This is a genomic window from Virgibacillus dokdonensis, from assembly GCF_900166595.1.
GTDB lineage: Bacteria > Bacillota > Bacilli > Bacillales > Amphibacillaceae > Virgibacillus > Virgibacillus dokdonensis.
Map to the genome: position 1 here is coordinate 1,166,069 of NZ_LT745763.1, position 12,672 is coordinate 1,178,740.

Here is a 12,672-nt window from a genome sequence, read left to right on the forward strand (position 1 = left end):
TTTTATGGTACCACGACCGTACTCTTCTATACTCTCGCTGGCAGGGTCCCCTATGCCCAACACAGCGAATCACAAAGAAGAGGCACAAGGTCAAGGACAAGCAGCTAACGCTGTGGCTATAGAGATTTCCTGATTATTTATTCAGAGTTAACATCTACAAAAGGGGATTTACACAAAATTATTGACACACCCCTTTAAATGGAAAGTTTCCGGAAACATTATTATTTTTAATTCCCTATGTTTTTACTATTGTTGCATTAAGTATTTTGTTAACAGCAATAGTGAAAAATTCCCAACAATTTAATGCATTTATTACCATTCTAGCAGTTTGTATGGCTATGGTTGGTGGTGCCTATTGGCCGATCGAAATTGTAGAATCCAACTTTCTAATTGCCATATCAAAAATAAATCCATTAACTTATGGCATGGAAATTTTACATGGGGTTGTCAACTATGGTTATTCGTTGGAAGAACTTTTCTACCCGATGAGTATTCTGTTACTAATGGGAACTGTTATGATTGGTGTGGGCATACATTTAATGGAAAGGCGACATATATAATTCGTGCAGTGGTTGAATAGATCCTTTTGCAATAGTGTATAATTGCTGCAAGAGGGTTTATTCTTATTCCATTAGGGGATAGGAAATACTTATTCAATTTTGGGAGAATAGTATCTAACCAAGCTTGTTTTAAGAAAAACTTACATTTTGTAGTTTGGGTGGAGTGTTTTTTGGTAATAGTCCACTGTGGAATACCACTATAATTATTTTATTAGAGTATTAAGAATTAATTAATTTCTACTTATGGCTGGTATTGTTCTATTAACGTTGTTATAATCATCCATTATATTCGTTTTTTATCACTAAAAAATGAACAGTCATTCATTTTTGGTTAGAAGGTTGCGTGAAACTATGAAAAACAGCTTAAGAATATTTATGACAGATATAAAAAAATTGAGTAAGAACTGGGTAGCGCTCATTATCATTGGTGGGCTTATTTTCTTACCCTCTTTCTATGCATGGTTTAATATTAAGGCTTCTTGGGACCCTTATGGACAAACGGATCAGATCCCTGTTGGAGTAGTGAATGAAGATGAGGGCGCGACAGTGAGAGGGGAAAGCATTGACGTTGGGAAAGATCTTGTAGATACGCTTCAAGAAAATAAAGCAATGGATTGGCGATTTACAGATCGAAAGACGGCAATGGAAGAAGTGGAATACGGCAATTATTTTGCTGTTATTGTTATTCCTAAGGATTTTTCAAAACAACTGGGTAGCGTTATGGAAGACAATCCAGAAAAGGCAAACGTAGAATACTATGTGAATGAAAAAGTCAATGCGATTGCACCTAAAATTACGGAAAAAGGTGCCTCGGTTATTGTCGAGCAAATAAGTAGTCAATTTATTTCTACGGTCAATGGTGTAATCTTTGATATGTTTAACCAATTAGGTATTGAACTAGAGAAAGATTTACCTGATATTAAACGCTTTGAAAATTACGTATTTGAAATGGAAGAAAAGCTTCCGGAAATCAATGATTTGCTTAACCAATCATTATCTGACGCAAACCAGGCACAAGATATCGTTAACAAGGCACAAAACTTAATTCCTAATGCGCAAAAAGTAACCGATAATGGGTTAACAACCATTGATAATACGACGTCTTTTTTGAAAGAAGCAGAAGATCGATTAAATAAAATGGCTCCGCAAATTGAAACGGATTTACGTAAAGTGAAAGACGTTGCAAATAAAGCAAACAACTTTCTGCAAGATATACAGAAAGTGGATGTTGATTTTAGTGGTGGAAAAGAACTTGCTAATCAAATTAACCAACAGCTTGACGATGGCGCTAATAGAGTGGGGGCAGTGATCAGTTCGTTAGAGCAATTGAAGCAACAAAATGATCAAACGGATAACAACGAAAGTGAGCAAGGCAATAGCTCAAACGTGAATCGTGAACAAATTGATCAGGTTATTAAAAGACTGACGACATTACAAGAAGCCTTAACGAATATAAAAGAGACAAATAAAGAAGTTATCCAATTTATAGATGCGAAAGATAAAGATGTAGATCAAATGGTAAATGATTTGCAGCAAGTGGCTGAAAATACATCGACAAATATTGATGCTTTTGTTAAAGAATATAAAGCATCGATTGAACCCACAGTGATGGAGGAAATTAGTCGAGCAAAAAGTACGCTTTCAGAAGCCAGAGGGATCTTGGTAGATATTCAAGAGACAATACCAGAAGTAGAACGTATTCTTGGTAGTACAGAGAGTAATTTAGGGAAAGGAGAAGATGTTCTTAAGCAAGCCTTAGGTGAATTCCCATATGTGAATAGTAAGGTTAATGAGCTAGCGGACAGAATTCGTAGCATTAAAGGTGACACGGACATTAATGAAATTATTAAACTGTTGCAAAATGACCCAGAAGCTGAGAAAGGTTTCTTTGCGGAACCTGTTCAGCTAAATCAGAATAAGCTGTTCCCAATGGAGAATTATGGTACCGGTATGACACCATTTTATACAGCTTTGGCAATATGGGTTGGTGGGTTACTGCTCATTTCTTTACTAGCCACCGATGTGCACGACCAAATTAATTATACAGAACGACAAATGTATTTCGGACGGTTATATACATTTATGGGAATTGGTTTTTTACAAACGATTATTGTAACAGCAGGTGATTTACTCTTACTTGGAGTCGACGCGGCTGCGCCATATTGGTTTATGACGTTTGGGATATTTATTAGTTTTATTTTTATGCTTATTATTTATACGGTTGTTTCCGTGTTTGGTGATGTCGGAAAAGCAATGGCAATTGTATTTCTAGTTCTGCAAATTGCTGGATCGGGAGGAACCTATCCTGTTGTATTGTTACCAGAGTTTTTCCAAATGATTAATCCATTTCTTCCGTTTACCTACGCAATTGACTTATTACGAGAATCTGTTGGCGGTATTGTTTGGGAGAGAGCGAGCAAGGATATTTTATACCTCAGCTTTTTTGGGGTTGCAGCTATAGTACTAGGTGCGTTCTTTAAACCAATCATTAATCGGCATACAAATAAACTGAAGAAAAAATCCAAAGAATCTGGTTTATTTCACTAAAACAAAGAAGCCCCATTTGATGCGAAAGACGTGTCAAATGGGGCTTTTTAACTATTCGTTTAGAGGCAATTACGTGTAAAAGAATAGTTTAGAGACTTCATATTCAGGAAGTTCTACCCTAAGTATTTTTCATTAAATAACATTTCACGTCGTATAATTACTTGTAAACAAGTACCAGCTGCGTGTTAGTTTTATATAAGGCTTTTTCCCTATATAATTAATAAGAAAGATGTGAAAGGTGGAAAAGACTGTTGAGGAAAAAAAGAGTTTTGTATATAAGTGTTAGTGTCATTATTTTATTATTTATTATTGATATAATCGCTAGCTTCTATTTTTATCATTTAGCAATTGCACGTAATCAAAAGGATTTTTTGCAAGGAAATGAAGATCTTGAAGTTTCTGCGCAAGCGTTAGACGAAATGCTTGAAGGAGATTGGCGAGATTGGGTCCGTGAACAGAACTTTGAAACGTGGAATATGACATCTTATGACGGGCTAAAACTACAAGGCTATTATTTACCTGCAAAGAAAGAAACAAATAAAACAGTTATTTTCGCACATGGCTATTTAGGACGTGGCTTAGACATGGGGATGTTTGGTCAACACTACTATGAAGAACTTGGTTATAATATGTTTACAGCGGATTTAAGAGGTCATGGTGAAAGTGAAGGAGGTTATATTGGGTTCGGCTGGCATGATCGCCTGGATTACGTAGATTGGATTCATAGAGTAATTGAAGAACAAGGAGAAGATGCAGAAATTGTGTTACACGGGGTTTCTATGGGGGCTGCGACTGTATTAATGGCAAGCGGTGAGAAACTCCCTAATAATGTAAAAGCAATTGTAGCAGATAGTCCTTATACGAGTGTGTATGACATGTTTGCTTACCAAATGGATCGAATGTTCCATTTACCTTCATTTCCGCTGTTACCTAGTACAAGTGCGGTGACGAAAGTACGTGCAGGGTATGGTTTAAAAGAAGCTTCCGCAGTAGAACAAGTGAAAAAAACAGACATACCTATTTTGTTTATTCATGGGAGTGCAGATACATTTGTACCTACTCGTATGAGTGAAGCGTTATATGCGCAGACAAATAGTGATAAAGAATTGATTATATTCGATGGGGCAGGGCATGGTGAAGCTTTTGTTACGCATAAAGAAGATTATATAGAAAAGTTACATGAGTTTTTACACAATAGGAATTTATAAAGTGAATCTTTAATACGGTAGGGACCTGCTTTTATTCCACGCGAGTTGTTTCGTACGAAAAATGGATGAAGGTGCTGTACTCTCCCAAGTAGACTTGGTCAGCTTCCATTTTTGAATTTTTAAAGTGGAAGACTACAGCACCTTATATCTGGGGTGAAATTTTAAGGTTTAGTATAAGAATAACCACAAGTTTCGCCATAATATTTGCCGAAAAGCAAAGTTTTTCTAAAAGGCCATGTTCTATATTAAGGATAACGGTAACCTTTTTTGCATAAATATAAATAAAATTTTATAAATATACTTGAATTAACAAAGTAGTACCTCTATAATATGGAATAATTAGAATTCAATCTAAGAGGTGAATGAATAACATGACAAAGGGACAGCTCGTTTTAGAAACTGGGGAGGTATTTTCTGGAGAATGGATAGGGTATAGAGGAGAGTGTGTAGGTGAGGTCGTGTTTAATACGAGTATGACAGGTTATCAGGAAATGTTGACAGACCCATCCTATGCTGGGCAAATTATTACACTAACCTACCCTATAATTGGGACTTATGGAATAAATCAGGAAGATTCAGAAAGCAATCATCTCCAAGTAGCAGGTGTTATTATGAATGACCTTTGTGAAGAACCAAACCATTTTCAATCGCAGGCAACTGTAACGGAGATATTAAAGAAACATCGTATTTCAGGATTAAAAAATGTGGATACGAGATCACTAGTTGTTGCTATTAGGAAACATGGAACGATAAAAGGGAAGCTGGTGTTAGAGAAACCTTTTCCAGACTATAAACATGAATTTATTTTGTCGGATGCAAAAAAGCTCGTTCAACAAGTAGCTGTAACATCTATGGTGCAAACAGGTGCAGGTAGTTGTCATATTGTCATCGTTGATTTTGGTTATAAAAAATCGATGGTACATTTCCTTGTGAATGAAGGATGTAAAGTAACAATTGTACCTTATCATTATGATATTGAAACAATTAAAGCACTAAACCCAGACGGCATTTTGATTAGTAATGGTCCAGGAAATCCTAGTGAGCTACAAATTTATTTTCCGAAAATTAGAGCAGTTGCTGAATCCTTTCCAACACTGGGAATTTGTTTAGGGCACCAACTTATTGCCTTAGCATATGGTGCGAAAACAGAAAAATTGCCATTTGGACATAGGGGAGCAAATCATCCAGTAAAAGATTTACAAACAGGAAAAATAAATATAACTGCGCAAAATCATGGATATGTAGTAAATAGAGAAAGTGTTAACGAATCTGTTTTTCAACTTACTTTCCAACATGTTCATGACAATTCTGTCGAAGGGATGAAACATAAGCAATTGCCAATTACGACGGTGCAATTTCATCCAGAAGCTCATCCAGGTCCAAGGGATACGACATACATTTTGACTGATTTTGTTCAACAGGTCAAACAGTTAAAGGAAGAATACTTATGGGAAAAAGTTTAAGAAAAGTGCTCGTAGTAGGTTCTGGTCCAATTGTCATCGGTCAAGCTGCTGAATTTGATTATGCTGGTACACAAGCGTGCTTAGCACTGCAAGAAGAAGGAATAATAGTTATTTTAGTAAATAATAACCCAGCAACGATGATGACAGATAAAGAAATTGCGGATCGTGTTTATATGGAAGACATTACGGTAAAAAATGTGGAGAAAATTATAGCGAAGGAAAACCCAGATGGGTTCATTGGCACGCTTGGAGGACAAACGGGGTTAAATGTAACGATTGCGTTGTATGATCAAGGTATTCTGGATAGATACAATGTAAAAGTGCTTGGAACGAGTGTAGAATCGATTCAAAAAGGCGAAAGTAGAGAGGCATTTCGTCAGTTAATGTTTGATATAAATGAGCCCGTTTCCCAGTCAAAAGTAGTAAAAAATGTAAAGGAAGGAATTCTTTTTACTGAAGAAATTGATTTTCCTGTTATATTAAGGCCTGCTTATACGCTTGGTGGAGAAGGTGGAGGCTTTGCCAATAATGAAACAGAACTTGTAGAAAAATTACAAACTGCTCTTGCGCTTAGCCCCATTCATCAAGTCCTTGTCGAGAAAAGCATTAAAGGGTGGAAAGAAATTGAATATGAAGTGGTGCGCGACGTAAACGATACATGTGTCATTGTTTGTAATATGGAGAATTTAGATCCTGTTGGTGTGCATACAGGCGATTCGATGGTAGTTGCTCCTTCGCAAACGTTAACCGATCAGCAGTATCAGATGTTACGTTCCGCTTCTTTAAAAGTAATCCGTGCTCTTGATGTAGTAGGAGGCTGTAATATTCAATTTGCTTTAGATCCTAAATCGAATACCTATTGCATTATTGAAGTGAATCCAAGGGTAAGTAGATCGTCGGCACTCGCCTCTAAAGCAACAGGTTATCCAATAGCATGTGTAGCTACGAAATGTGCCATCGGATATCATTTAGACGAAATTATTAATCCGGTTACGGGTACAACTTCAGCGGCATTTGAACCTGCGTTAGATTATGTCGTTGTTAAATTACCACGCTTTCCTTTTGATAAATTTACCGAAGCAGACCACACACTGGGGACGCAAATGAAAGCGACTGGTGAAGTTATGGCAATTGACCGCACGTTCGAAGGAGCCCTAAATAAAGCGGTCCGTTCATTGGAAATGGGTATATATAGCTTGTTTTTACCTAAATTAATCCATGTAGCAGATGAGGTTTTGCATCAACAAATTACAGAGGCGAATGATTTGCGTTTATTTGCAATTGCTGAAGCAATACATCGCAACTGGCCTATTGATGATCTCCATGAGCTAACTCAAATAGATCTTTGGTTTTTAAATAAAATAAAACGAATAGTAGCTTTAGAAAAAGAATTAACAACCTATCGTTTGGACGAGATTCCAAAAGATTTATTATTGCAAGCAAAGCGATTCAATATAAGTGATCACCAGATTGCTAACTTAATTGGTGTAAAGCCATATGAACTAAGAAATAAATATAAACAGTTACGTATACAGCCTGCTTATAAATTAGTAGATACTTGTGCAGGAGAATTCACTGCTACGTCCCCTTATTATTATTCTACTTGGCACGGAAAAGATGAAGTGAAAGTAAGTCAAGGGAAGAAGAAAAAAATAGTAATTGTAGGATCAGGACCAATTCGGATAGGGCAAGGAGTTGAGTTCGATTATTGTTCTGTTCATGCTGCTGTAGCAGTGAAGCAACTTGGGTACGAAGCCATTGTCATCAATAATAATCCAGAAACGGTAAGTACGGATTACACTGTTGCGGATAAACTCTATTTTGAACCTTTAGTACTTGAAGATATTTTGCATATTATTGTTAAAGAAAAAGTATATGGTGTGTTGATTCAATTTGGTGGTCAAACAGCGGTGAACTTGGCGACAGAATTGGACGAACAAGGAATACAAATATTAGGAACTAGTCCACAACATATTGATCAAATGGAAGAGAGGGAGCAATTTTATCACATGTTAGATGAATGTTCCATTCCACACATGAATGGATTTATGGTCTACAATCTCGCTCAATTAAGCGGTGCAGAGGAACAATTAGGGTTCCCTGTGTTAATTCGTCCTTCTTATGTCATTGGAGGCCAGTCCATGTTTATAGCTTATAATCAGGAAGAACTTAATGGGTATGTATCACGCATTCAAGAGGATACAAATGATCACTGTTGGCCACTGCTCATAGATGCATATTTGCCTGGAAAAGAATGTGAAGTGGATGTTATAAGTGATGGGGAAGACGTTCTTATCCCAGCTATTTTTGAGCATATTGAAAAGGCTGGTGTGCACTCCGGTGATAGTTTAGCTGTTTTTCCTCCGCTTACATTGATAGATGTAGAAAAGCAAAAAATCAGCGCAATAGCTAAAAAAATTGCTCAAACGGTACCGATTATTGGGATGATGAATATCCAGTTTATCTTACAGGATGGTGAAGTGTATGTGTTGGAGGTGAACCCTAGAGCATCAAGAACAGTTCCAATAATAAGTAAGATAACAAATATACCAATGGTGAAATGGGCAGTTCAAGTACAACTTGGAGCTGCATTAAAAGATATTACGACAAAAAGCAATCTATTTCTTGAACCGTCATTTCATATAATGAAGGCACCTGTTTTTTCTACTGGAAAGTTAAAAGGAGTGGACGCTGTATTAGGACCTGAAATGAAATCAACAGGGGAAATTATTGCTATATCGCGTCATCAAGAGGAAGTTTTTGCGAAAATCGCTACTTCGATTCTTGGTGAAGTAAAAGAAGGCAAAGACCTCACTTTGATCGTATCTATTGCAGATCGTATGAAATCATCTAGTCTGCAAACGATTCAAGCTGCTAGTAAAATGGGCATGTCATTGATTGCGACAAAAGGAACGGCTCAATTTTTGCGAGAAAATGGTATTTTGACTACGAATGTGATTCATCACAAAGATGATCTCTCCATTATTATGGAAAACAATCGACCTGATATGGTGTTGAATTTGCCAGAACAAGGAAGAAATAATAGTAGCTTTGGCTTCAACCTTCGGGAATGGGCAGTACGCTACCAAATTCCTTGTTTTACGAGCATAGAAACATTTGCAACTATTGTGATAAAAAACACAAGAAATTATTGCCGGCTAGAAATATTAGCATTACAAGATTATCAGGCCTTATTAGTAAAAGATCACCAAATACTCGAGAGCTGATACCCACTCAGCTCTCCGAGTCCAACTAAAGATATGTGTCAAACCATCTCAGCATATGTTGCAACCGCTCCATGCGCATGTTTGGTTCACCGCTTCTGCTAAGCTCGTGATTTGCGTTAGGGAAGCGAATGAATTCTACTTCTTTTTTTAAATGCTTTAACGTAATAAATAGTTGCTCCCCTTGCTCAATGGGACAACGGTAGTCTAATTCACCATGAAGAATGAGGAGTGGTGTTTCGACATTTGCTGCATATTTTAATGGGGAGAATTCCCATAGCTTTGTTGGATCATCTAACAAGTTCACTCCATGCTCCCATTCTGTAAAGAAAAATCCAATATCGCTTACACCATAAAAACTGAGCCAATTTGATATAGAACGTTGTGTCACAGCCGCTTTAAAACGATTGGTATGCCCCACAATCCAATTTGTCATGAAACCACCATAACTTCCTCCTGTTACGCCGAGGCGCTGTGTATCAATAAAGCTAAATGTTTGAATGGCGTCATCTACAGCTGTCATCACATCACGATAATCTCCCCCACCATAATCGCCTCTACATGCGTTAACAAATGATTGTCCATATCCATGACTTCCACGGGGGTTCGTATACAAAACTACATAGCCTTTTGCGGCTAAGAGCTGCATTTCAAAGAAAAATGTCTGGCCGTACATGGCATGAGGACCACCATGTATTTCCAGTATGGTTGGATATTTCTTTCCTTCTATAAACGCATAAGGACGTAAAAGCCAACCTTGAACTTGCCAATTATCTTCTGTTTGGATGGACAATTCCTCAGGTTCTTGAAGCGCTATTTCTTGTAAGAAGGAACGGTTATGGTCTGTAAGGGCCTCTAAAGAACCATTGTCATGCAATAAATAAAATTCACCTGGATTAGTCGGGCTGCTTATGCCGAGGATGAAGCACTGACAGTGTTTGTTATAAGCAAAACCGAAAATATGGTTATTATCTTTATATATTTCCTCTTTTTTGCCATAAATCGATGCAGCATGTAACCCTGTAGATCCTTGATCTGTTACAATAAAGAAAATTTTTGAACTATCTTCATTCCAAACAGGGCCAATTTGGGATTCACCAAGGCGCGTATCGCCAATCATTGCATCACCAATCTCTATATCCCAGTCAGAACTTAGGCAACTTCTTTCTTTTGTTTTTATGTCAAATAAATACAGTTGAGTAAGGGAAGCGCCTTTATAGGCAAACTCATGTCCGAAACAGGCGATTTTACTACCATCAGGGGAAAAACGAGCATCGTGATAAACACCTTTCCCATCTGTAAGTTTGTTTGTTTCTTTTGTAATAATTTGGAAACAGTAGAGGTCATTATTTAACTCATAATCTGCATGATCACTTAGATTAGCCGTGTATAAAAGCGTTGTGCCATCAGGTGAGATATCCTGCAAACGATAGTCGGCATCACCGTCTGTTATTTGCAGTAAGGAAGAATCATCTATTGACAGTCTAATGATTTGTGAGCGTGTATCATTATGAAAACCTTGTGCATCTGATTTGTATTTTAAACGGTTGATCATGAATGGCTGTTTTTTCTTTGCTTCTTTTTCTTTCTTTTCTTCCTCTATCGAAGGCTCTGTTTGATTATGTATATCATCATCGTGTTCGAGGGAGGCGGTAAAGAAAATATGTTGGCTATCTCTTGACCACATGGGATTCATAGCACCATGGCGGAAGGTTGTTAACTGTTCTGCTTCTCCTCCATCTGTGTGGAGTAGCCACAATTGTGGACGTCCACTTCTAGTAGATTGAAAGACAGCTCGTTTTCCGTCAGGGGGAAATCGTAGTTTGCTATTTTTAGATGAGTGAAAGGTCCAAGGAATAGTCTGTTTTTCCTTTAACTTTTGATACATCAACTGTGATTCGTACTCATTTTGTTCATTAATAGTAGTCAGAGTGTATGTGAAAGCTTGACCATCTGGTGTGAATTGTGGGTCACTGACAACGTTCAGTTGCAAGATATCTTCTGTTTGCAATGCTCGTTTATAACTCATGAAAAACCCTCCTTTACGAATATGTAACCATAGTTTAAACTATTTCGATTCCCGAATCAATTAGCTAATGAAAAATAATTTAGATTTTTCATTAGAAATTATAATGGTTCGTGTTTTAGGGATCTTAGCTACTATCTTGAAGAAATTTTTGTAACTGGGATCTATTTTTGAAAATAATCTGCTGTTTGTCTGGATAGTTCGTTAGAAGTTCGTAGATGTGCGGAGCTTTCTGCTTATTAAACTTGCGAACATATTGAAAGAATTCTCAATCCAGTTTTTCGGGGCAGCCTGCAGCTAAGTCAGGGCGTTTTTGTTTATGATACTGGATGCGCCGTTTCGTAATTCCATACAAGCAACAAATGGTGGAGAAATGTAAAAAGATAATCGTGTCAGCTTCTTTCAAACGTATATCCATCGTTGCACTGTAATTGCCGTCAATAATCCACGTGTCTTTTTCCATTAGCTTTTTAGTTTCCTTAATAAGTTTTTCCCGTTTTATTGGTACCCAGCCAGGTTGCCAAAAAATGGTGTCCATAGGATAAGCGGGGATATGCAATAATTCGCTTAAATGTCTAAAGTTGATTTTCCTGAACCAGGGCTTCCTATAATCATGACTTTTTTCAAAATAACCCCCCCTTGTAATGAGATGACAACCGAACAGTTTAGCTGAGAATGTTAGAAAAAAACGAAGCCTTAAACGACTTCGTATGATAATACATTAAGCTTGGGTAATATTATTTTCTGTAATAGCAGCATCTAATTCATAAGCTTTTTGTAGTTTTCGCGTAATTGCCCCAGGTTTTCCATCTTGAATGTGCTGATTATTTACTCGAACGACAGGCATTACTTCCGATGTGCTACTGGATAGGAAAACTTCATCTGCCTGAAAAATAGCTTCTTTATAAAAAGCTTGCTCATGAAACGGTATGGAAAGGTCGTTAGCAAATTTTTCAATACGCATACGTACACAACCGTGTAGGATGCGGTTTGTTGTTGGATGCGTGTAAATTTCTCCATTTTTAACTATGTAAATGTTGGATGAACTACATTCGGTAACAAGTTCCCCTCTGTGTAAGATAGCTTCATAGCAATTATTTTCCTTTGCTTCTTGTTTAGCAAGAACGTTCGGAAGCAAATTCAAACTTTTAATGTAACAATTTTCCCAACGAACATCTGGGGTTGTAATCGTGCAAATCCCATTCTTTAATTTTTCGCTAGGACGTGGCAAATCTTGGACATAAGCATATAAATTTGCAGGCGTATCTACTGGGAAAACGTGATCTCGAGGTGCTGACCCCCTAGTTGCCTGTAAATATACTTTTCCATCCGTGGTCATTTTATTCTTTTCTAATAATTTGAGTAACAGACGAGTGAGTTCTTCTTTCGTTATATTTAGATCAATTTTAATCGCTTCCGCTGAGCGAAATAAACGATCCATATGTTCTTTTAAAAGGTAGTAGTTCCCTTTATAAATTCGAATGACCTCATAAATACCATCACCAAATTGCAACCCTCGTTCCTCAAACGGGTAATGCAAGCTATCTTGGTGCGTGAAATTTTGCTGTGCTATGACGATTGGATATACAGTCATGCTTTCTCTCCTCCCTAAATCTTATGACTATTCTATAACTTCTTTCCTAA

Annotated in this window: 7 protein-coding genes and 1 pseudogene; 5 read left to right on the forward strand and 3 right to left on the reverse strand. The window is 37.2% G+C overall.

Annotated features, from left to right (window positions below; all coding sequences use genetic code 11):
• Positions 1–215: 215 nt before the first annotated feature.
• The 5 genes and pseudogenes from B2C77_RS06995 to carB form a co-directional block, all read left to right on the forward strand.
• A pseudogene (locus B2C77_RS06995) lies at positions 216–560 on the forward strand (ABC transporter permease); the annotation flags it as partial.
• A 351-nt stretch (positions 561–911) separates the two neighbouring features.
• A complete protein-coding gene (locus B2C77_RS07000) occupies positions 912–3,107 on the forward strand; it encodes a YhgE/Pip domain-containing protein (protein ID WP_077702976.1) in 2,196 nt (731 codons plus the stop codon).
• Between the two features lie 251 nt (positions 3,108–3,358).
• Positions 3,359–4,315: an alpha/beta hydrolase gene (locus tag B2C77_RS07005; protein ID WP_438272956.1), complete on the forward strand. Its 957-nt coding sequence runs from the start codon at positions 3,359–3,361 to the stop codon at positions 4,313–4,315.
• Between the two features lie 371 nt (positions 4,316–4,686).
• On the forward strand, positions 4,687–5,778 hold the full coding sequence (locus B2C77_RS07010; protein WP_077702978.1) for a carbamoyl phosphate synthase small subunit: 1,092 nt from the start codon (positions 4,687–4,689) through the stop codon (positions 5,776–5,778).
• Positions 5,757–9,005, forward strand: coding sequence for a carbamoyl-phosphate synthase (glutamine-hydrolyzing) large subunit (carB, locus tag B2C77_RS07015; protein ID WP_217697398.1), 3,249 nt, complete (start codon positions 5,757–5,759; stop codon positions 9,003–9,005). Before B2C77_RS07010 ends, carB begins: the two co-directional genes overlap by 22 nt.
• A gap of 25 nt (positions 9,006–9,030) precedes the next feature.
• On the opposite strand, the gene B2C77_RS07020 is transcribed toward carB, so the two are convergent.
• The 3 genes from B2C77_RS07020 to dat form a co-directional block, all read right to left on the reverse strand.
• Positions 9,031–11,031: a S9 family peptidase gene (locus B2C77_RS07020; protein WP_077702980.1), complete on the reverse strand. Its 2,001-nt coding sequence runs from the start codon at positions 11,029–11,031 to the stop codon at positions 9,031–9,033.
• A 265-nt stretch (positions 11,032–11,296) separates the two neighbouring features.
• Positions 11,297–11,491: a P-loop NTPase family protein gene (locus B2C77_RS22010; protein ID WP_237342714.1), complete on the reverse strand. Its 195-nt coding sequence runs from the start codon at positions 11,489–11,491 to the stop codon at positions 11,297–11,299.
• Between the two features lie 258 nt (positions 11,492–11,749).
• Positions 11,750–12,622 carry a D-amino-acid transaminase gene (gene dat / locus B2C77_RS07030; RefSeq protein WP_077702981.1) on the reverse strand — a complete coding sequence of 291 codons (873 nt, stop codon included), beginning with the start codon at positions 12,620–12,622 and terminating at the stop codon, positions 11,750–11,752.
• Positions 12,623–12,672 lie beyond the last annotated feature (50 nt).

Excerpts from the sequence above, each read along its gene's own strand:
- B2C77_RS07000 (WP_077702976.1), top strand. The coding sequence starts at position 912 with ATGAAAAACAGCTTAAGAATATTTATGACAGATATAAAAAAATTGAGT.
- B2C77_RS07010 (WP_077702978.1), top strand. The coding sequence starts at position 4,687 with ATGACAAAGGGACAGCTCGTTTTAGAAACTGGGGAGGTATTTTCTGGA.
- B2C77_RS07020 (WP_077702980.1), bottom strand. The coding sequence starts at position 11,031 with ATGAGTTATAAACGAGCATTGCAAACAGAAGATATCTTGCAACTGAAC.
- B2C77_RS22010 (WP_237342714.1), bottom strand. The coding sequence starts at position 11,491 with ATGGAAAAAGACACGTGGATTATTGACGGCAATTACAGTGCAACGATG.
- dat (WP_077702981.1), bottom strand. The coding sequence starts at position 12,622 with ATGACTGTATATCCAATCGTCATAGCACAGCAAAATTTCACGCACCAA.